This window comes from Bordetella genomosp. 5 (assembly GCF_002261475.1).
In the GTDB taxonomy this organism is placed as follows: Bacteria; Pseudomonadota; Gammaproteobacteria; order Burkholderiales; family Burkholderiaceae_B; genus Bordetella.
The window spans coordinates 27,042-48,693 of record NZ_NEVN01000008.1; the positions used below are offsets into that span (position 1 = coordinate 27,042).

Annotated in this window: 13 protein-coding genes; 7 read left to right on the forward strand and 6 right to left on the reverse strand. The window is 68.1% G+C overall.

Annotation, left to right across the window (positions count from 1 at the left end; genetic code table 11):
• Window positions 1-24: 24 nt before the first annotated feature.
• The 3 genes from CEK29_RS14715 to proC form a co-directional block, all read right to left on the reverse strand.
• On the reverse strand, window positions 25-1,140 hold the full coding sequence (locus CEK29_RS14715; RefSeq protein WP_094800164.1) for a branched-chain amino acid ABC transporter substrate-binding protein: 1,116 nt from the start codon (window positions 1,138-1,140) through the stop codon (window positions 25-27).
• Window positions 1,141-1,466: 326 nt separating this feature from the next.
• Window positions 1,467-1,967 carry a queuosine precursor transporter gene (locus CEK29_RS14720; RefSeq protein WP_249279047.1) on the reverse strand — a complete coding sequence of 167 codons (501 nt, stop codon included), beginning with the start codon at window positions 1,965-1,967 and terminating at the stop codon, window positions 1,467-1,469.
• 74 nt (window positions 1,968-2,041) lie between these two features.
• Window positions 2,042-2,875, reverse strand: a complete 834-nt coding sequence (gene proC / locus CEK29_RS14725) for a pyrroline-5-carboxylate reductase (protein ID WP_094858565.1) — start codon at window positions 2,873-2,875, stop codon at window positions 2,042-2,044.
• A 525-nt stretch (window positions 2,876-3,400) separates the two neighbouring features.
• On the opposite strand from proC, the gene ugpB reads away from it, so the two are divergent.
• The 4 genes from ugpB to CEK29_RS14745 all read left to right on the forward strand — a co-directional run bounded on the left by ugpB (window position 3,401) and on the right by CEK29_RS14745 (window position 7,972).
• A complete protein-coding gene (gene ugpB, locus CEK29_RS14730; protein ID WP_094800167.1) occupies window positions 3,401-4,714 on the forward strand; it encodes a sn-glycerol-3-phosphate ABC transporter substrate-binding protein UgpB in 1,314 nt (437 codons plus the stop codon).
• A gap of 293 nt (window positions 4,715-5,007) precedes the next feature.
• Window positions 5,008-5,889 (forward strand): sn-glycerol-3-phosphate ABC transporter permease UgpA, encoded by an 882-nt coding sequence (gene ugpA, locus CEK29_RS14735; RefSeq protein ID WP_094800168.1) that lies wholly within the window; start codon window positions 5,008-5,010, stop codon window positions 5,887-5,889.
• Between the two features lie 25 nt (window positions 5,890-5,914).
• A complete protein-coding gene (gene ugpE, locus CEK29_RS14740; RefSeq protein WP_094858566.1) occupies window positions 5,915-6,766 on the forward strand; it encodes a sn-glycerol-3-phosphate ABC transporter permease UgpE in 852 nt (283 codons plus the stop codon).
• Window positions 6,767-6,883: 117 nt separating this feature from the next.
• Window positions 6,884-7,972, forward strand: a complete 1,089-nt coding sequence (locus CEK29_RS14745; protein WP_094800170.1) for a sn-glycerol-3-phosphate import ATP-binding protein UgpC — start codon at window positions 6,884-6,886, stop codon at window positions 7,970-7,972.
• 119 nt (window positions 7,973-8,091) lie between these two features.
• On the opposite strand, the gene CEK29_RS14750 is transcribed toward CEK29_RS14745, so the two are convergent.
• Complete coding sequence (locus CEK29_RS14750; RefSeq protein ID WP_249279033.1) at window positions 8,092-9,063, reverse strand: Bug family tripartite tricarboxylate transporter substrate binding protein; 972 nt, start codon at window positions 9,061-9,063, stop codon at window positions 8,092-8,094.
• The gene (locus CEK29_RS14755) at window positions 9,060-10,304 is read right to left on the reverse strand and encodes an amidase family protein (RefSeq protein WP_176456915.1); all 1,245 of its coding nucleotides are present in this window, start codon (window positions 10,302-10,304) and stop codon (window positions 9,060-9,062) included. The genes CEK29_RS14750 and CEK29_RS14755 overlap by 4 nt, the downstream gene beginning before the upstream one ends.
• Before the next feature lie 121 nt (window positions 10,305-10,425).
• On the opposite strand from CEK29_RS14755, the gene CEK29_RS14760 reads away from it, so the two are divergent.
• Window positions 10,426-11,307, forward strand: a complete 882-nt coding sequence (locus tag CEK29_RS14760; RefSeq protein WP_094858568.1) for a LysR substrate-binding domain-containing protein — start codon at window positions 10,426-10,428, stop codon at window positions 11,305-11,307.
• Between the two features lie 183 nt (window positions 11,308-11,490).
• Here the strand turns inward: CEK29_RS14760 and CEK29_RS14765 are convergent, their stop codons facing one another.
• The gene (locus CEK29_RS14765; protein WP_094800173.1) at window positions 11,491-12,618 is read right to left on the reverse strand and encodes a branched-chain amino acid ABC transporter substrate-binding protein; all 1,128 of its coding nucleotides are present in this window, start codon (window positions 12,616-12,618) and stop codon (window positions 11,491-11,493) included.
• A 215-nt stretch (window positions 12,619-12,833) separates the two neighbouring features.
• Here CEK29_RS14765 and CEK29_RS14770 point away from each other — a divergent pair, with 215 nt between their 5' ends.
• Window positions 12,834-13,454 (forward strand): RBBP9/YdeN family alpha/beta hydrolase, encoded by a 621-nt coding sequence (locus CEK29_RS14770; protein ID WP_094800292.1) that lies wholly within the window; start codon window positions 12,834-12,836, stop codon window positions 13,452-13,454.
• A gap of 599 nt (window positions 13,455-14,053) precedes the next feature.
• Window positions 14,054-21,646: a type I polyketide synthase gene (locus tag CEK29_RS14775; RefSeq protein WP_094858569.1), complete on the forward strand. Its 7,593-nt coding sequence runs from the start codon at window positions 14,054-14,056 to the stop codon at window positions 21,644-21,646.
• The last annotated feature ends 6 nt before the right edge of the window (window positions 21,647-21,652 follow it).

The following is a 21,652-nucleotide window of genomic DNA, read 5'->3' on the forward strand; positions in this document are numbered from 1 at the left end:
CGGCACGAAGCCGGCGGCGCGTGATTACAGCTGGGTCTTCTTGCCGGCCTTATCCCACTTGAAGACGGCAAATTCAAAGTCCTTCAGATCGCCCTTGGCATCGTACTCGACCTTGCCGATGGCGGTATTGAAGGTGTTCTTGTGCAGGTGGTCGGCCACCTTGGCGGGATCCTCGCCGACCGCGTTGATGCTTTCGGCGATGAGCTGCACCGCGGCGTATGCCGGCATCTGGAACGCGCCGTCGGGATCGCGCTTGGCGTCCTTGAATGCCTTCACCACGCCTTCGTTACCGGGCAGCTTGGTGAAATCGGAGGGCAGCGTCACCAGCAGGCCTTCGATGGCCGGACCGGCAATGGCCACCAGATCCTGGTTGGCCGTGCCTTCCGGACCCATGAACTGCACATTCAGGCCCTGTTCGCGCGATTGGCGCAGCAGCAGACCCAGCTCGGGGTGATAGCCGCCGAAGTATACGAAATCCACGCCAGCCGACTTCAGCTTGGTGATGACGGCCGAGTAATCGCTGTCGCCGACGTTGATGCCTTCGAACAGGACGATGTTGACCTTCTCGCTGTCGAGGGTGTTCTTGACCTGGGTGGCCACGCCCGAACCGTAGGTCTGCTTGTCGTGCAGAACGGCGACCTTCTTGGGCTTGATCGTGTTGGCGATATAGCGCGCGGCGAACGGACCCTGCTGGTCGTCGCGGCCGATCGTGCGGAAGAAGAAGTGCGGCTTGATCGTGTCGGTGACCAGCGGCGAGGTGGCGCCCGGGGTGATGCCGACGATGCCTTCCTGTTCGTAGACGTTGACGGCGGCCACGGTCACGCCGGAGCAGGCGTGCGCGACGGCGAACTTGGCGCCCGAGTTGACCACGCGGTTGGCGGCGGGAACGGCCTGTTTGGGTTCGCAGCCGTCGTCGATCAGGATGGCCTCGAGCTTCTTGCCCTTGACGCCGCCTTTGGCGTTGATGGTTTCGATGGCAGTGAGGGCGCCGGCCTGGATCTGATCACCGTATTGGGTGTTCGGGCCGGTCATGGGCTGGGGAATACCGATCTTGATGGTATCGGCGGCGTGGGCGGCACCTGCCAGTGCCAACGCACCGATCGCCAGGGCAAGCGGAGTAAAGCGTTGCGACAACTTCATGCGGAATTCTCCCGGCTTAGAGGGTTGGTTTACAGCGGCTTTGCATTGACCGGAAGAACGGGCCGATAAAACCCGTGCCAGAGGCGCCTGCATTACCGGCTTCTTGGGCGAAAAACCAATGTCGGCGGTATTCTGAAAGCAAGCCTAAAGCCTGTCACTGCGTGTATTCCCCAATATTTTGTTTTGCCACAAAAAACGTGACGGATACGCAGAATTAACCGACGTAATCGTCACGTAAGCCTGGTGTTTTAGGAAAATGAAATACCGCGCCGCGGGCGCGCCGCCGGCCAAAAAAATCGGGGCGCCAGATGGCGCCCCGATGGCTTTCAGCGGGCCTGCGGCACGCCGCCCGGCCGGGCCAGATTCCACATGAGGGCACGGAACGGGGCCAGCATGCTGATGTTCACCACCAGCTTGATGGCTAGGTCGCCCAGCATCCAGGTGACCCACGGGGTTCCGGTGGCGGCGAACGCCACCGAAAAGAAAATGGCGGTATCGAAGATCGCGCCCAACATGCCCGACAACAGCGGCGCGCGCCACCAGCGCTGATCGCGCAGGCGATCGAACACCTGGATGTCGATCAGTTGCGCGCACAGGTAGGCCAGGCCGGATGCGAGCGCGATCCGAGGCGAGGCCACCCACATCGACACCAGCAAGGCGGCGGCAAAGCCGAACCACACCACGCGGCGCGCAGCCACCGGGCCGAACCGGCGGTTCAGCACGTCGGTGACCAGAAACGCCACCGGATACGACAGGCCGCCCCAGGTGAGCCAGTCGTTGAGCGGCACCTGGACCAGGATGTTGGACCCGACCACCACCGCGCACATGCACAGCACCGCGATGGCAAACTGGGCCGGACGCAGCGGCTCGAAACGCCCCTGCCCGGCCGATACGCCCGATGTCACTTGCCGAACTCCTGTGCGAGCTCGCGCGAGCGGTTCGCGGCCGCCTCGAGCGCACGGCCCACCAGGCCGCGGAAATCGCCGTCCTGGAACACGCCCAGCGCCGCGGCGGTGGTGCCGCCCTTGGAGGTGACGCGCTCGCGCAACACGCCCGGGGGATCCGACGACTCGGCCGCCAGGCGGGTCGCGCCGGCAAAGGTGCCCAGTGCCAGCTGGCGGGCCTGCTCGGCGCTCAGCCCCAGCGACTGGCCCGCCTCGATCAGCGCTTCCAGGAACAGGAACACGTAGGCCGGGCCGCTGCCCGACAGGGCCGTGACCGCATCCAGCGCCGCGTCGTCGGCGACCCACACGACCTCGCCCACCGAGCCCAGCAGCCGCGCGGCCAGCTCGCGGTCGGCGGCATCCACGCCGTCCAGCGCGGCCAGGCCGGTCATGCCGGCGCCCACCAGCGCGGGGGTGTTCGGCATGCAGCGCACCAGCCGCTGCCAGGGCTGACCCGGCGCGCCCAGCCAGTCGGCCAGGGTGTCGGCACGCAGGCCGGCGGCCACGCTGATGACCAGCGTGTCGTCGCGCAGCCACTGGCGGGTCGAGGCGACCACGTCGCGCATGTTCTGTGGCTTGACCGCATAGATCCACACGCGCGCCCGCGCGAGGGCCTCGTCACCGGCGGTGGCGGTGGTCATGCCACGCGCCTGCCAGGCCGCATGGGCCTCGGTATTGATGTCGATGACGTGGATGTTTCCCGCCGGGCAGACCTTGCCGGCCAGGCCGCTGGCCAGCGCCGCGGCCATATTGCCGCCGCCGATGAAGGCGATAGAGAGTTGATTTTCCATGGGGCAGGATTGTAAACCCGCCACTCACGGCGCAGAATGGGCTCGCCGATTCGGGGACGGTTTTTTGTCGTAGGGCCGCCCCTTCGACAAAAAAAGCCCCTTCGGGGGCAGCAAGCCGAAGGCGCAGCGTGGGGGCACTTTTTGTCGAACGGCCGCCCGGAGACAAAAACGCCCCCTCGGGGGGGCAGCAAGCCGAAGGCGCAGCGTGGGGGCACTTTTTGTCGAACGGCCGCCCGGAGACAAAAAAGCCCCCTCGGGGGGCAGCAAGCCGAAGGCGCAGCGTGGGGGCACTTTTGTCGAACGGCCGCCCGGAGACAAAAAAGCCCCCTCGGGGGGCAGCAAGCCGAAGGCGCAGCGTGGGGGCACTAACCCGAAGGCGTTGCGTGGGGCAGCTTTTCCTTTTGCATTTGACAGGGCCACGGCATCGTTTAAAGTCACGCCTTTGTCACAAACAATTCATAAGGTGTAACGCTTCGCGCGATCCGGATCCGAATCGCGCGGTCGCTCAAACCGGAGGAACATCTCATGCGACCCCAACGTCTCGCACTCACATTCGCCGCCCTGATGGCGGCCTTCGCGGGTGCTTCGGCGCACGCCGCCACCGAAATCCAGTTCTGGCACTCGATGGAAGGCGCGCTGGGCGACCGCGTCAACGGCCTCGTCGAAGAATTCAACAAGGCCAACCCCGACTACCAGGTCAAGGCGGTCTACAAGGGCAACTACGGTGAGTCGATGAACGCCGGCATCGCCGCGTTCCGCGCCGGCAATGCCCCCGACATCCTCCAGGTGTTCGAAGTCGGCACCGCGACCATGATGTACGCCAAGGGCGCCATCAAGCCGGTCCAGCAGATGTCCGAGGAAGCCGGCGATCCGATCGATCCCAAGGGCTTCATCGGCGCCGTGGCGGGTTACTACTCGTCGCCCGAAGGCAAGCTCGTGTCGATGCCGTTCAACAGCTCGACCGTGGTCTTCTACTACAACAAGGACGCCTTCAAGAAGGCGGGCCTGGATCCCGAGAAGCCCCCCAAGACCTGGGAAGAGCTGGCCGCCGCCGGCGCCAAGCTCAAGGCCGCCGGCCAAGAGTGCGGCTACACCACCTCGTGGCCGTCCTGGACCCAGCTCGAGACCTTCTCGGCCTGGCACAACGTCCCGTACGCCACCAAGGACAACGGCTTCGGCGGTCTGGACGCGCGTCTGGCCATCGACACCCCGCTGCATGTGCGCCACCTCGAAAACCTCGCCAAGATGGGCAAGGAAGGCATCTTCATGTACGGCGGCCGTGGCGACGAGCCCAACTCGCTGTTCATCAGCGGCAAGTGCGCCATGATCACCGGCTCGAGCGGTCTGCGCGCCAACATCGCGAAGAACGCCAAGTTCGAGTTCGGCACGTCCACCGTGCCCTACTACGCCGACGTGCAGGGCGCGCCGCAGAACACCATCATCGGTGGTGCCTCGCTGTGGGTCTTCGCCAACAAGAAGCCCGAGATCTACAAGGGCGTGACCAAGTTCTTCAAGTTCCTGGCCACCCCTGAAGTCGCGGCCCGCTGGCACCAGCAGACCGGCTACGTGCCGGTCACCGTGGCGGCCTACGAGCTCACCAAGAAGCAAGGTTTCTACGACAAGAACCCGGGCACCGAAGTGGGCGTGAAGCAGCTCAACGTCGAAACGACGGCGCAATCGCGCGGTCTGCGTCTGGGCTACCTGCCCCAGATCCGTGAGATCGAGGACGCCGAGATCGAGCGCATCGTGTCGGGCAAGACCAACGCCAAGGACGGTCTGGCCAGCGTCGTGAAGCGCGGCAACGAGCTGCTCGAGAAGTTCGAAAAGAGCGTCAAGTAAGATCCGACGCCCTGGGCCGGGTTCGCCCGGCCGCTGGCCCGTCGCCGCCGGTTTTCCGGCGCGACGGGCCAGCCGTTTATGATGCAGCCGCAGATGCTGCGCCCGCCCTGCCCGGCCCGCACGCCGGGGGCGAGCCAGCATGCTGCGGAATTTTTCGTTGTGCGCCCGGTCGGGCGCACACGTCGTAGGGCAGGAATGTTTCGTTCCCGCCTGGCGTCGCGGCAACCCCGCCGGCGCGGTACTGGCGCTGCCTCGTGCAACGCTTTCATTGAATCCTCCTAGGCATCCGCCCCATGGAAAAACGTGTAGTTTTCGGCCACAAGACACTGCCCTATCTGCTGCTGGCTCCGCAGCTGATCATCACGGTGGTGTTTTTCTTCCTGCCTGCCGGTCAGGCCATGTGGCAGTCCATGCGCATCGAAGATGCGTTCGGCCTGTCCTCCGAATTCGTCGGTCTGGCGAACTTCGCCGAGCTGTTCTCTCAAGACAGCTATCTCGACTCTTTCCGCGTCACCGCGATCTTTTCCGTGCTCGTGGCCTTCGTGGGCCTGGCCGTATCGCTGCTGCTGGCCGTCATGGCCGATCGCGTGATCCGCGGCGCCGGGCTCTACAAAACCCTGCTGATCTGGCCGTACGCCGTGGCGCCCGCCGTGGTGGGCGTGCTGTGGCTGTTCCTGTTCTCGCCGTCGGTCGGCATCCTGGCCGTGGCGCTCAACGGCATGGGCGTGCCCTGGAATCCGCGTCTGAACGGCAACCAGGCGCTCACGCTGGTGCTGATCGCCGCCGTCTGGAAGCAGATCTCGTACAACTTCCTGTTTTTCCTGGCCGGCCTGCAATCGATTCCGCGTTCGCTGATCGAGGCCGCCGCCATCGATGGCGCCTCGCCGGCGCGACGCTTCTGGAGCATCGTGTTCCCGCTGCTCTCGCCCACCACCTTCTTCCTGCTGGTGGTGAACGTGATCTACGCATTCTTCGACACCTTCGCCGTGGTCGACACCACGACGCAGGGCGGTCCGGGCACCTCGACCTCGATCCTGGTCTACAAGGTGTACAGCGACGGTTTCCGCGGCCTGGATCTGGGCTCCTCGGCCGCGCAGTCGGTGGTGCTGATGTTCATCGTGGTGGCACTCACGGTGATCCAGTTCCGCTACATCGACCGCAAAGTGCAGTACTGATACAAGACAGAACAGGTATCGAATCATGGTAGAACGCCGTCCCTGGCTGGACATTCTGGCCCACGTCATCCTGCTTTGCGGGGTGGCGCTGGTCGCCTTTCCGATTTACGTCACGTTTGTCGCATCGACCCAGACCGCGCAGGAAGTCGCTTCCGCGCCGATGTCGCTGATCCCCGGCAAGCACTTCGTCGACAACTACATGCAGGCGCTGTTCGCCGGGTCCGGCGGCGGTTCGTCGGGCACCCCGGTGGCGCGCATGATGTATGTGAGCCTGATCATGGCCCTGGCGATCTCGCTCGGCAAGATCCTGATCTCGCTGCTCTCGGCCTTCGCGGTGGTGTACTTCCGCTTCCCCGGCCGCATGTTCTTTTTCTGGATGATCTTCGTCACGCTGATGCTGCCGGTCGAAGTGCGTATCGCCCCCACCTACAAGGTCGTCGCCGACCTGGGCATGCTCAACAGCTACGCCGGTCTCACCCTGCCGCTGATCGCCTCGGCCACCGCCACCTTCCTGTTCCGGCAGTTCTTCCTGTCGGTGCCCGATGAGCTGGTCGAGGCCTCGCGCATCGACGGCGCGGGTCCGATGCGCTTTTTCCGCGACGTGCTGCTGCCGCTGTCCAAGACCAGCATCGCGGCCCTGTTCGTGATCCAGTTCATCTATGGCTGGAACCAGTACCTGTGGCCGCTGCTCATCACGACCCAGGAAGACATGTACCCGGTGGTCATCGGCATCAAGCGCATGATCAGCGGCGGTGACAGCGTCACCGAATGGAACATCACCATGGCGACCGCCATCCTGGCCATGATCCCGCCCGCCCTGGTCGTGATCCTGATGCAGAAATGGTTCGTCAAGGGCCTGGTCGACACCGAGAAATAAGGTTTGCACGCCGCGCCGCCGGCGTGCGGCCGCCCGAGTCAGCATCGATCTCGGCGCGACCCCGCCGCCACGGCGCCAGCAGCCCCTCCGAACAAGATTACGCAGACGAAGAAACACATGGCTACCCTCAGCTTTCGCAACGTAAAGAAGACCTACGCCGGCAACGTGCCGGTGATCCACGGCATCGACATGGACATCAAGGATGGCGAGTTCATCGTCATCGTCGGTCCGTCGGGCTGCGGCAAATCCACGCTGATGCGCATGGTCGCGGGCCTCGAGTCCGTGACGAGCGGCGAGATCGTGATCGACGACAAGGTCGTGAACACGCTGGAGCCGGCCGAGCGCGACATCGCGATGGTGTTCCAGAACTACGCGCTCTACCCGCACATGAGCGTGTACGACAACATGGCTTACGGCCTGAAGATCCGCAAATTCTCGAAAGAAGAGATCCGCAAGCGCGTCGAGGCCGCCGCGCAGATCCTGGAGCTGGGCAAGCTGCTGGATCGCCGTCCGCGTGCCCTGTCGGGCGGCCAGCGTCAGCGCGTCGCCATGGGCCGCGCCATCGTGCGTGAACCCAAGGTGTTCCTGTTCGACGAGCCGCTGTCCAACCTCGACGCCAAGCTGCGCGTGGCCATGCGCCTCGAGATCCTGAAGCTGCACCGCCGTCTGAACACCACCAGCCTGTACGTCACGCACGATCAGGTCGAGGCCATGACGCTGGCCCACCGCATGGTCGTGATGTACCAGGGCGTGCCGGAGCAGATCGGCACCCCGATGGAAGTGTTCGAGAAGCCCGCCTCCACGTTCGTGGCCGGCTTCATCGGCTCGCCCCCGATGAACCTGATCGACGTGGTCGTGGCGGGCGATGGCACGGTGCAGACGGCCGAAGGCCGCGCGCTCGACATCTCGCCGCTGCAGGTGCCCAGCCAGGTGCGCGGCCGCAAGGTCGTGATGGGCCTGCGCCCCGAGCACATGCTGCTCAACGCGCCGGGCGTGCCGGTCGAGATCGAGATGGTCGAGACGCTGGGCTCGGAGCAGCTGGTGCACGGCCGCTGCGGCCCGACCATGCTGGTCGTGCGTTGCACCACGCGCCAGCTCAACGAGTCGCCCGCCAAGGTCGGCGACACGCTGAACATCGGTTCGGATGGCCGCCACCCGCTGCACTGGTTCGAGGCCGACACCGGCCGCCGCGTCGAAGGCCTCTGATCCTTCGGCGGGCAGCATGACAAAGGGCGTCCGATGCCTGTCGGACGCCCTTTTTTATTTCATGATGACGCCTGCCCTGCCCTGCGCCGGACGACGTCGGGGTCGAGCCCGATGCGCGCTCAGTCCGCCTTCGCTCCCGATGCCTTGACGATGTCGCGCCATTGCTCGAACTCCGCGGCCTGGCGGCGAGCCAGCGCCTCGGGACCATCATGCAACACGGTCACGCCGAGCTGCTGGAAGCGTTGCTGAACCGCGGGCGCGGCCAGCGCGGCCTCGATGGCCTCGTAGAGCCTGCTCGTGGCCGCCTTGGGCGTGCCGGCCGGCGCGTAGAAGGCCACCCACAGATCGCCGCTGAAGCCCGGCAAGGCCTCGGCAATGGCCGGCACGTCGGGCAGCAAGGGCACACGGCTGGCGCTGCTCACGCCGATGGCGCGCAACTGGCCCGCCTTGACCGCCTCGAGCGCCGAGGGCAGGCTCGCGAACAGCATGGGCACCTGATTGCCCAGCACGTCCGTCATGGCGGGGGCCACGCCCTTGTAGGGCACATGCTCGAGTTCGAGGCCGCCCTTTTCGTTCAACATCGCACCCAGCAGATGATTCAGCGTGCCGGTGCCGGCCGAGGCGTACCGATACTTGCCGGGATGCGCCTTGACCTCGGCGATGAAGCCCTTCAGGTCCTGCGCCGGGAAGCCGGGATTGACGAGCAGCACGTTCGGGACGACGCCCACCGCCGCGATGGGCTCGAAGTCGCGCAAGGGATCGAAACCCGGCTTGGCGTAGATCCACGGCACGATGAGCTGGTTGCTGTTGGCGGTGAACAGCAGGTTGTAGCCGTCGGCCCGTTCGCGTTTGGCGGCCTGGGTGCCGACCACGCCGCCCGCCCCGGCCTTGTTGCTCACGATGACCGACTGCTTGAGCGTATCGGCGAGCTGTGTCGCCATGATGCGCGCCACGATGTCCACGGTACCGCCCGGCGCGGTCGGCACGGTCACGGTGATCGGGCGGTCCGGGTACTCGGCCCGGGCGGGAAGGATGGCCAGCAGGCCGCACAGCAGCACGGCGGGCTTGAACAGTTGATGCAGTCGAATCACGGCAGACTCCGGTTAAGTGAAGGAAGCGACGCGGTATCACGCCGGTCGATCAGGGAATGGATCTCGCCCGCCCAGCGCAGCAGCGCCGGGTCCATGCCCGGGCGCGCCACCAGCATGACGCCCAGCGGCAGGCCCCGATCGTCCTGCGTGGTGGGCAGATGCAGGCAGGGCCAGCCCAGCACGGACCAGGCCTTGTTGAAGCCCGATTCGCCCGTGTGGGACAGGCCGTGCGGGGCCGGGCCGAGCGCGCTGCTCGTGAGGACGAGGTCGGCATCGCCGAAATCGGCCTCCCAGTCGCGCCGGCGCGCGGCATGCAGACGCGCCAGCGCGGCTTCGTAATCCGCGTGCGCAAGCGCCTGGCCCTGCCGCAGGTCCGCGCGCAGGCGCGGGCTCAGGCGCTCGTCCCGGGCGGGATCGGCATCGGCGCTCAGCGCGGTCAGCGCGCGCGTCAGTTCGTAATGCACCACGGTGCCGTGCGTGCGCAGCAGGTCCTGCGATTGCGGCATCGCTTCGGTCTGCGCGACCGCGTAGCCAGCGTCGCCGAGCGCCCTGGCGGCTTGGCGCACGGCCTCGAGCGCGGCCGGTTCCAGGCGGTATCCCGGCTGCGCCGGCAGCACGCGCACGCGCGGCCGGCGCGGCGATTCGCAGGGCTGCGGCGGCAGCAATACGCCGGCCACGCGCGCGGCCGTGTCCACGTCGCGGGCATGCCAGCCGATGGTGTCCAGACTCGGACACACGACCTGCATGCCGGCCCGCGACACGGCGCCGTAGCTGGGCTTGAAGCCCACGACTCCGCAGAACGCCGCGGGGCGGATGATGGAGCCGCCCGTCTGGGTGCTCAGCGCGAAGTCGACCATGCCGGCGGCCACGGCGGCCGCCGAGCCGCTGGACGATCCGCCCGGCGTGTGGGAGAGCTGGCGGGGATTGCGCGTCGGCCCCGGAGAGACATGGGCGAACTCGGCGGTGACGGTCTTGCCCAGCGGCAGGGCCGCGGCCGCGCGCAAGGCAGCCACGCAGTCGGCATCGACCGCCGCGGGGCGGTCGTCCGTGACCGGCGAGCCACAACGGGTCGCCAGGCCCGCCACGTCGATGACATCTTTCACGCCAAAAACCAGGCCCGCCAGCGGTCCATGCGCCGCGGCCCGCGGCGCGGAATCGAGGCAGACCCAGGCGTGCAGCACCCGGTCGGCTTGCGTGAGGTCCGCGACGAGGCGGGCGAGATCGGAATGAGAAAGGGACATGGCAGCTTCTGAACGGGCCCGGCAAGCGATCGCTGGCCGGGAAGGACAGCCGCATGTTAAACAGCCCATTACCTACGGTCCAATTCAGAATTCGACATGGATTATGAGCAATAGCGAATCAATGTTTCTCGACGACCGCATGCTGGCCTGCTTCTGCGCCGCCGCCGAAGAGCTGCATTTCGGCAGGGCCGCGGCGCGCGTCTTCATGAGCCAGCCGCCCTTCAGCCAGCACATCAAGCGGCTCGAAACCCTCGTGGGCGTGCCCTTGTTCGAGCGCACCACGCGCTCGGTCCGGCTCACGCCCGCCGGCGAAGTGATGGCTCGGCACGCGGCGGGGCTGGCCGTGAGCACCGCCGCGATGCTGCGCGCCACGCGCCGGGCCGCGTTGGGCGAAGCCGGACCACTGCGAGTGGCACTCGCGCCCACGGCGGCCTACTCACCGCTGGCCGACGCCTTGTATCGCTACCGCAGCGCGAATCCGGACGTGGAGCTGGATCTCGTCGAGGCCAATTCCAACCGGATGGAGGCCATGCTGCGCGGCCATCACATCGACGTCGCCATCATGCGTCCCATGACCCTCGACGCAGGCATAGCCACCGTGGAGATCTGGCGTGAGCCCATGATGCTGGTGCTGCGCCAGGATCATCCGTGGGCAAAGCGCCGCAGCATCGATATCGCGCAGGCCTGCACGCTGCCGCTGATCGGTTATGCGCAGTCGGCCTCGCCGTACTTCCGGCAGTTGCTGGACCGGATGTTCGCGCGCATCGGCGCGCACCCGTCCATCGTGCGCGAAAGCGTGATTCCCACGTTGCTGACCCTGGTCGAAGTGGGCGTGGGTGCGGCCATCGTGCCGAAGTCGCTGTCGCGCATGCGCGGCGAACCGCTGGTGTTCCTGCCGCTGCGCGAGGCGGAGCCGGCACGCATTCTGGCGGCGCACCTGAGCGCAGAGGCATCGGCGGCCGCCCGCTCCCTGATCGCGCAACTGCGCGGCGGGTCGCGTTAGCGGGGCATGGGTGTGATGCCCGACGGCCACGGGCGCGACTGGCCGCGGCTGGCTTCATGGCCGCCCGGCGCGGCCGGGTCGCCTACTCCGGCGCGCCGGGCCCGGACGAAAAAAACCGGGCCCGCGATCACATCGCGGCCCGGCGCGCGCGCTCCTCGTGGAGCGCGCGGGATCACTGCTGGCTTACTTGAAGGCCGACTTGCTGCCGTCCTTGTGCCAGGTGAACACCTGGAACTCGAAGTCGGTCAGGTCGCCCTGCTTGTTCCAGGCCGTCTTGCCGATCGGCGTGTTGAAGCTGTTGGCGTGCAGGTACTGGGCCACCTTGCCCGGATCCGTGCTGCCTGCTCCCTTGATGCCATCGGCGATGACCTGGGTGGCGGCATAGGCCGTGAGCTGGAACGCGCCGTTGGGATTGCGCTTCTTGTCCTTGAACGCCTTGACGATGTCGGCGTTGGCGGCGTTCTGGGTGAAGTCGGCCGGCAGCGTCAGCAGCATGCCTTCGGCGGCGTCGCCCGCGATGGCGTTGATGTCGGGGTTGCCCACGCCCTCGGGGCCCATGAAGCGGGCCTTCACGCCCTGCTCGGCCGCCTGGCGCAGCAGCAGACCCATTTCGGGGTGGTAGCCACCGTAGTAGACGAAGTCGACGCCATTGCTCTTGAGCTTGGTGATGACGGCCGAGAAGTCGCTGTCGCCCGCGTTGATGCCTTCGAACACGGCGATCTTGACGCCCGCCTTCTCGAGCGTGTCTTTCACGGCGGTGGCGATGCCCTGCCCATACGACTGCTTGTCGTGCAGCACGGCGACGGTCTTGGGCTTGATCTTCTCGAGCACGAACTTGGCGGCGGCGGGACCCTGCTGGTCATCGCGGCCGATCGTGCGGAAGATGAACTCGTAGTTCTTGCCGTCGGTCACGGCCGGCGAGGTCGCCGACGGCGTGACCATCACGACGCCTTCGTTGTTATAGATCTCGGTGGCGGCGATCGTGGCGCCCGAGCACACATGGCCCACCACGAAGCCGATCTTGCCGTTCACCACGCGGTTGGCGGCGACCGGGCCCTGCTTGGGCTCGCAGGCGTCGTCGATGACCACGGCCTCGAGCTGCTTGCCATCGACACCGCCGGCGGCGTTGATGCGCTCGATGGCGGTGTTCACGCCTTCGCGCACCATCTCACCATATTGCGTGACCGGACCCGTGGTCGGACCGACCACGCCGATCTTGATCGTCTCGGCGTGCGCGCCCGCGGCGAACGTCAGGCTGGCGGCTGCGCCGAGCGCGGCGAACAGCGGGGTCAGACGAATCGATTTCTTCATGGGCTTGCTCCTTCAAAGGCTTGTCGTCGTTGATCTCAATCACGGGACACCGGCTCGCGCCGGCCTCCAGATCCCGTGCTTTGGCGTGGGAAGCATACACTGAAAGACCGGACCGACCGGCCACGCAGCGGACGCATTCCATATACCGCTTCGGACATATGCAATCGCCTATTTATTCGTTTGTGTTCTTAAGCGCCGATTGCATCATGCTGGTCATGAGACTTCAGCCCCTCCTCGTTCCTGGCTGGAAAGATTCCGGTCCCGGCCACTGGCAAACCCTCTGGGAGCAGCAGCTGCCCAACGCACGGCGCCTGCGCCAGCGCGACTGGGAGCATCCCGAGCGCGGCGAGTGGCTCGCCACCCTGTCGGCCGCCGTCGACCAGGCGACGAGTCCCGTCCTGTTGATCGCGCACAGCCTCGGCTGCCTGATCAGCGCCAGCCTGCCCGTGCCGCTGCGCGGCAAGGTGGCGGGTGCGCTGCTGGTGGCGCCGGCGGACGTGGAACGGCCGCATGCGCCGGCATGCCTGCAGTCGTTCGCGCCGGTGCCGCGTCAGCCGCTGCCGTTTCAGAGCGTGGTGGTGGCGAGCGACGACGATCCTTATTGTCGACTCGAACGCGCACACCAATTCGCACAGGACTGGGGCAGCCGTCTGGTGGTCCTCGAACAGGCCGGCCACATCAATGCCGATAGCGGCCTGGGCCAATGGCCCCAGGGATTGAAACTGCTGGGCGCGCTCAGGCGCCGGGCCAGCTGGCGGGTCTCGCCGCCGCCCGAGAAAATATCCCCCGTCCAGCTCGCACCGCTAGGCGCGGGCACGAGACTCTCGAATACCTGAGGCGCGCCGCCGCAGCCGGGATAATCCGCCGCCCCCGAGGGCGGCGTTTTTCGTCGGGCTGCGGCACGTGGCCTACGCGGCCGGATTTTCTGACCGGCAAATATTAAAGGCCGATTAAAACGCCACCCCGAAAATGGGAACTCGCACATTTTTCTGCGGTCGATACATATAAATACGCCGCGCCCCGAATAATGTTTCCGAATGATGGATTGGGCACCTGTAAGGGCCATGTAAATCGCGCCGCGCCGATGTAAGCAGTCGTTCGTTGTTGCAGGGCAGCATTCCCCCCTTCCCCCTCCCGGCCACCGGGGCGCCCCCGGGGCTTCCGATAAATATTGGCAACTTTGCCATTAATACTGTCGGGTCTTGACATACTCTCCCCCGCCCCGCTCCCTAGAATCTCACTCCGTGAATCCGCCTGCCGGCAGCCCGGCACCGATCACGCAGGCTCTAAATACAAATAATCGCAGCGTCGACTGATCCGGACAGGGGCCGAACAGGTCGCGCAGTGCCTGCCGGCACCCGATTCGCTGGCGCTGCAACTCATTCCGACGCCTCATCCGGCGACGCTGCCCTCAGCTATTGCTAAAGGAAGTTAAATGGCAAAGCGCGTCGCCGTCGTGGGCATGTCGTTCCGTTTTCCCAGCACCAACACCGCCGAATATTGGACGGATCTGCTGGCCGGCAAGGATCTGGTAACGGAAATCGACCCCGGACGCTGGTCTCCCGACCGCTATTTCCACCCGTCCAAGCAAAATCCCGGCACCGCCTATACGCGCAGCGCGGGCACGCTCGGCGACATTTCCGGATTCGACGCCGATTTTTTCGGCATTTCCCCGCGTGAAGCCGCGGTCATGGATCCGCAGCAGCGCCTTTTGCTCGAGCTGTGCTGGGAAGCCATGGAAGACGCCGCCATCCCGCCTCAGCGTTTGCGCGGCAGCGATTGCGGCGTCTACATCGGGATCTCGACGGCCGACTACGCCTACCGCATGGCGCATGACCTGGACCTGCTCGACAGCACGGTCGCCACCGGCAACACCAGCAGCATCGCGGCGAATCGTCTCTCGTATGTGTTCGACCTGCGCGGCCCCAGCATGGCGGTGGATACCGCATGCTCTTCGGCGCTCGTTGCCTTCCATCAGGCGGTGCGCGCCATCGCCAGCGGCGAATGCACCCACGCGATCGCGGGTGGCGTGAGCCTGCACCTGCACCCTTATGGTTTCATCACGTTCTCCAAGGCGTCGATGCTGTCGCCGCGCGGACGCTGCAGCGTGTTCGACGCGTCGGGCGACGGCTACGTGCGCTCGGAAGGCGGCGGGCTGTTCGTTCTGAAAGACTACGACCAGGCGCTGGCGGACGGCGATCCGATCATCGGCGTCGTGGCGGGCAGCGCGGTCAATACCGACGGCCGCAAGTCGGGCCTGACCGTGCCCAGCGCGCAGGCGCAGGCGCAACTGCTGGAGCAGGCTTATGGCCGCGCCGGCATCGACCCCGCCGAGCTCGACTACCTCGAAGCGCACGGCACCGGCACGCGCGTGGGCGACCCGATCGAGACCCGCGCCATCGGCATGGCGCTGGGCGCGCGCCGCCCGCAGGGCAAGCCGCTGCCGATCGGCTCGGTCAAGAGCAACCTGGGCCACCTCGAGGCCGCCTCCGGCGTGGCCGGGCTGGTCAAGGCCCTGCATGCGCTGCGCCATCGTGAAGTGCCCGCCACCATCGGCGTCCGGGAGATCAATCCCAACATCGATTGCAGCGGCTGGAACATCGACATCGTCACCCGCAATCTGCCGCTGCCGGCCGAAGGCACGCTCACGATCGGCGTGAACTCGTTCGGCTTCGGCGGCGCCAACGCGCACGTCATTCTGCAAAGCGCGCCCGAACTGGCCGCCGCCAGCGTGCCGGCGCCGCTCGCGCCACCCGCGCGCGAGGTGCCCGTCTTCGTGAGCGGCCGGACCGAGGCCGCGCTGCAACAGGCCGCGCTCGACCTCGCGGCACGGTTGCGTGCGCAACCAGAGCGGCTGTACGACATTGCCTGGCAGAGCTGCCTGCGGCGCGACTGGCATGCGAGCCGCGCGCTCGTTTTCGGTCAGGATGCCGCGGCCGTGGCCCAGACCCTCGCGCAACACGCTGCGGGTCATGCGCCGCGCCACGCGCTGGCGCACGGCACCGCGCTGCCGGACGCCACGCGCGTCGTCTACGCCTACTCGGGCAACGGCTCGCAGTGGATGGGCATGGGACGCCGGTTGATGACCCATCCCGTCTTCGCCGAAGCGGTCGACGCCATCGATCGCCTGTTCGAACCCTTGGCCGGCTACCGGCTGGCCGACGAGCTGCGGCGCCAGGACGCGCCCAACCGTTACGACAGCACCGAGTACGCGCAGCCGGCCCTATTCGCATTGCAGGTCGGCATCACTCACCTGCTCGCCGAGCGCGGCCTGCAACCCGGTGCCGTGCTCGGTCACAGCGTGGGCGAAGTCGCCGCGGCGTGGGCCAGCGGCGCGCTGACGCTGCAGGACGCGGTGCAGGTGATCTACCACCGCAGCCGCCTGCAGGGCACGACCCGAGGCGTGGGCGCGATGACGGCCGTGGGCTTGAGCGGCAACGCCGCCCAGGACCTGATCGACGCCGCCGGGCTCGGCCAGGAGGTCTGCGTGGCCGGCTACAACAGCGTGCGGGGCGCAACGCTGGCCGGCACCCCGCGGGCCTTGAGCGTGATCGAAGGACAACTCAAGGCCCAGCGCCAGTTCCAGCGCCGGCTGGATCTGGACTACGCCTTTCACAGCACGGCCATGGACAGCATCGAGGCGGGCCTGCGCGAGTCGCTCGCGGGCCTCGCGCCCGAGCAGGTGGCGGTGCCCATGATTTCCACCGTGACCGGCGCGCCCTTGATCGGCACCGAACTGGACGCGCAGTACTGGTGGGACAACGTGCGCCAGCCCGTGCGTTTCGAACAGGCGCTCGAGACCCTGACCGCGCAGGGCGATGTGCTCTATCTTGAAATCGGCCCGCATCCCGTGCTGCGCGGCTACCTCAACGACGCGTTGAAGGCGGCCGGCCTGACGGGCCGCGCATTGACCACGGCAGCCCGCGGTGAAGACGATCCGGCGCGCATCCTGGACGCCGCCGCCCAGGCCATCGTGGCGGGTGCGACGCCGCGCTGGGATACGCTGCTGCCGCGCGCCGGCCGGCCGCTGACCCTGCCCGCCTACCCCTGGCAGCGCGAACGCCACTGGCACGACGAGACGCCGGAGAGCGCCAGCCTGCTCGGCCGCCCGGATCTGCATCCCCTGTTGGGCTACGCCCTGCCTCAGCACCCCTGGACCTGGGAGAACCGGCTGGACGCCGAGCGCCATGCGCCGCTGGCCGACCACGTGGTGGGCGAGGCCGTGGTGTTCCCCGGCACCGGCTTCGCCGAGCTGGCCCTGGGCGCGGCCGCGCAGCACGCCCCCGACGCCGCCTTGCTCGACATCGAAGACCTCGAGATCCGTGTGCCGCTGTTGCTCGACGGCGAGCAGGCGCAACGCGTGCGCACCGAGCTGGACACTGCCGATGCCAGCGTGCGCATCAGCGCCCGCGCGACCGGCAGCGATGCCGCGTGGACACTGCATGCCACCGCGCGCGTACTGACCGGCTCGGCACCGGCGCATCTCGATCAGGGCGCCCCCGCGGCGCCTGCCCGCGCGGCGGATTTCGACCACGCCCTGCACGCGCGGCTGACCCGCGCCGCCGGCCTGGCCTATGGGCCGCATTTCAGCATGGTGCGCCAGGGCTGGCTGACCGATGCCGACACCGTGCTGGCCGAACTGGACGCGCCCGCGGCGGACGCGCTGTGGCAGGATCTGCTGCTGCATCCGGGCTCGCTCGACTGCACCTTCCAGCTCATCATCATGTTGATGCGCGAGCATGCCCATCGCTACGCGGGCATGACCTTCGTGCCCGCGCGCATGGGACGCATCACGGTGCGCCGCGGCGCGGGTCCGGTGCGCTGGGTGCGCGCGCGGCTGCTGCGCCGCAATCCCCACTCGCTCACCGCCGAATTCGACCTGTACGACGCCGAGGGGCAATCGGTGGCCGCGGTCCGGCAGGCGCGCTTTCGCAGCGTGCGGCTCGGTGGACAGGGCACGCCCGCGCTCCATTACCTGGCCGACGCAGCCGTGGCCGCGCCGCATCCGCGTGCCAGCACGCCGGCACAGCCCTTCCCTCAAGCCCTGCTCCAGCGACTCGGCCAGACCTCCGTGCCGGCGCGCGAGCGCCAGTATCACTACGCCGACGAGGTCGAGCCGCTGCTCTACGCGCTGAGCGAACAGTTCGGCCTGGAAGCATTGCAGACGCTGGCCGACGACGAGGGTCTGCTGCCCGCGGCCACCGTGACGCGCCTGCGCGAGCAAGCCCGCGACATCGCGCCGCTCTTCGACCATCTGCTGCGCCAGGGCACGGCCGCCGGCTGGCTGGCGCCCACCCCGGCGGGTTGGCGCTTCGTGACGGACCATACCGATGAGTCCAGCCCCACGGCGGCCGACATCTGGAATCTGCTCTCGCACGACTATCCGGACGAGTTCGCCCTGATGCAGGCCTGCTCGCGCCTCGGCATGGCCTTGCCGGCGCTGCTGCGCGGCGACGGCGCGGCCGCCGAGCCGCAGGGCGCATTCACGCCGGGACAGGCGCAAGCCGCCATCCTCGGGCGCGCCGGACAGTTGCACTGGCAACAGACGGTGGCCGACGCCATCGCCGCCGCGCAGGATGCCCTGCCGGCCGGCGCGCGCCTACGCGTGCTGGAGATCGGCGGCTGCGGCCCCGAGCTGGGCGCCGCCTGCTGCGCGGCCCTCGACTTCGATCGCGCCGACTACCGTTATCTGGCGCTGCATCCCGACGCGCAGGATGCCGCCGCCAGCGCGCTCGAAGACTGGCCCGCCGCCCGCATCCAGCCCGCCGGAGAGGCAGTGCAGGACGGCGCGTTCGATCTGGTGATCGTGCATACGGCCTGCCACGCGCTGTCGCAGAGCCAGGCCGCCTTTGCCGCGGGCCGCGCCGCCCTCGCGCCGCACGGCCTGCTCGCGCTGACCGGCAATCACCCAGACGGCTGGCTCGATCTGGTGTTCGGCGCCCGCGCCGACTGGTGGGCGGAGTCGGCCGAAGGCGGCGCCGTCCCGGCCTTGCAGCCCGCCGCCCATTGGCGTGGCGCGCTCGAGGCCGCCGGCCTGACGCCGCTCGCGCAGGAAGAAGACGACGCCGTTCAGGCGGGCCCTTATCTGCTGTGGGCACAGGCCCAGACGGCCAACGCCAACGCCAACGCCGACGGCGCCGACGGCGCGGAGCCCGCCTCCGCCGCGCGCGCCTGGCTCATCCTGGCCGACGATGCGTCGGCCGACTGGGCCGAGCAGTTGCAGGCGCGCCTGCACCAACGCGGGGACCAGGCCATCCTGGTGCGCGATGTCGCCGCGGACGCGCCGGCCGTGGCCGCCAGCCTCGCCATGGCGCTGGACACCGCGGGCAGCCTGCACGGCGTGATCCATGCCGACGGCCTGTCGCCGGCGGACGACGGCCCGGAGACGCGGCTCGCGCGCCAGACGCGCCGCGTCACGCTGGCCGCCCTGGTCGCGCAGGCCTGCGAAGCGCTGCCCGCACCGATAGACTTCATTCTGCTCACGCGTAACGCCGCCCAGCACCTGACCGGCGCCGGGTCGCAGGAAGACGACGCCGCGCTGTGGGGCTTCGGCCGCACGCTGCAGAACGAGGCCGCCAACTACGCCGTGCGCCAGATCGACCTGCCGGCACACGAGGCCGGCACCGACTGGGAGGCCCTGCTGCGCGAGCTGCTCACCCCCGATGAAGAAACCGAGATCGTGCTGAGCGCGGCCGGCGCCCGCCACGCGGTGCGGCTGCGGCAGGTCGAGGCACCGCGCGGTCCGGCGCGGGATCAGGGCGACACCGTGGTCCGCCTGGGGCTGTCGTTCCCGGGTCAGTTGCGCAACCTGCGCTGGGAACGCGTGGCCGCCCCGGCGCCCGCCGCCAACCAGATCGAAGTCGATGTCCAGGCGACCGGGCTGAACTTCCGCGATGTGATGTATGCCCTGGGCATGCTGTCCGACGAAGCCATCGAACAGGGTTTTGCCGGGCCCACACTCGGCCTCGAATTCGCCGGCGTCGTGCGCCGGACCGGCAGCGAGGTGCACGACTACAAGCCGGGCGACCGCGTGGTGGGGTTCGGTCCGGCGAGCTTCAGCAATCGCGTGCTGACCACCGGCGACGCCATCGCCCTCATTCCGCGCAACCTGAGCGCCGCCGCCGCGGCCACCATTCCGAGCACCTTTTTCACGGTGTATTACGCGCTGAACCATCTGGCGCGGCTCGAGGCGGGCGAGCGCATCCTGATCCACGGCGCGGCGGGCGGCGTGGGTATCGCGGCCATTCAGTATGCGCAGGCGCTGGGCGCCGAGGTGCATGCCACGGCCGGCACCCCCGAGAAGCGCGACTTCCTGCGCCTCCTGGGCGTGAAGCATATCTACGACTCGCGCGCGCTGAGCTATGCCGACGAGATCCTCGCGGCCACCGGCGGCGACGGCGTGGACGTGGTGCTCAACTCCCTGGCGGGCGAAGCGATCAACCGCAACTTCGCGGTGCTCAAGCCGTTCGGCCGCTTCCTCGAACTGGGCAAGCGCGACTTCTACGAAAACACCCGGATCGGCCTGCGCCCGTTCCGCAACAACATCAGCTACTTCGGCATCGATGCCGATCAGCTCATGCGCGAGCGCCCGGCCCTGACGCGCCGGCTGTTTGGCGAGATGATGGCGCTCTTCGAGACCGGCACGCTGCGGCCGCTGCCCTATCGCGGCTTCGAGGCACGCGATCTGGTCGACGCCTTCCGCCATATGCAGCAGGCGCGCCAGATCGGCAAGATCGTCGTGACCTACGACGGCGGCCTGCCCGCGGGCGTCACGGCGAACGACGCGGCGCCGGCCTGGCAAGCCAGCTCGCAAGCCAGCTACCTCGTGACCGGCGGACTGCGTGGCTTCGGTCTGCGCACCGCGCAATGGCTGGCCGAGCGTGGCGCCCGCCACCTCATCCTGTGCAGCCGTAGCGGTCCGGCCGACGCCGAGGCCACCGACGCGCTGGCCGCCCTGCGGGCGCAAGGCGTGAACGTGCTGGCGCGCGCGTGCGACGTGACCGACGCCACGGCGCTTGCCGCGCTGCTCGACGAGGCGCGCGCCACGATGCCCGCGCTGCGTGGCGTGGTGCACGCGGCCATGGTGCTGGACGATGGCCTCGCGCGCAGCCTCGATGCGAGCCGCATCCAGCGCGTGCTCGCGCCCAAGATGTTGGGTGCCCTGCACCTCGACCGTCTCACGCGCGACGATCCGCTCGACCTGTTCGTCTGCTTCTCGTCGGCCACGACACAATTCGGCAACCCGGGCCAGGGCAACTACGTCGCCGCCAATGCCTGGCTGGAGGCCTTCGTGCGCCAGCGCCGCGCCCGGGGCCAGGCCGCCACGGCGGTGTGCTGGGGCGCCATCGACGATGCGGGCTATCTGGCCCGCAACACGCAGATCAAGGATGCGCTCGCGAGCCGCATGGGCGGCAGGCCGCTGCCGGCCACGCTGGCCCTGCACGCGCTGGGCGACATGCTGGCCCACGAAGCGAGCGGGCTGGGCGTGCTCGAGCTCGACTGGCAGCCGCTGGCACGCTTCCTGCCCGCCGCCGGGCACCCGCGCTTCGCCGAGCTGGCGCGTGCGGGTGGCGGCGCCGACGGCGAGGCGGGCGACGACATCGCGCACCTGCTCGACACGCTGGACGACGAGTCCCTCCACGAGCGCGTGGTCGACATGGTCAAGCGCGAAGTGGGCGAAATCCTGCGCGTGGCGCCTGAGCGCATCGATGCGCTCCGGTCGGTCTACGACATGGGGCTCGACTCCCTGATGGGCGTGGAACTGGTCGTGGCGCTGGAACAGCGCTTCGGCCAGCGCCTGCCGGTGATGGCCCTGTCGGAGAGCGCCACCATCGACAAGCTGGCCCGCCGCCTGGTGGTGCTGCTGCGCGGCGAGGAGACGGCCGCCGCCCAGGCGCCGGCCGTGTCGAGCCAGATCGAGCAGGTCGTGGCGCAACACGCCGTGGACGTGCCCCTGGAGGCCATCGCCGACTTCGCCACCCACCTCGAGCAGCGCGCCGACGCCGGCGCGCCGCGCATGATCCGCTGAGGACAC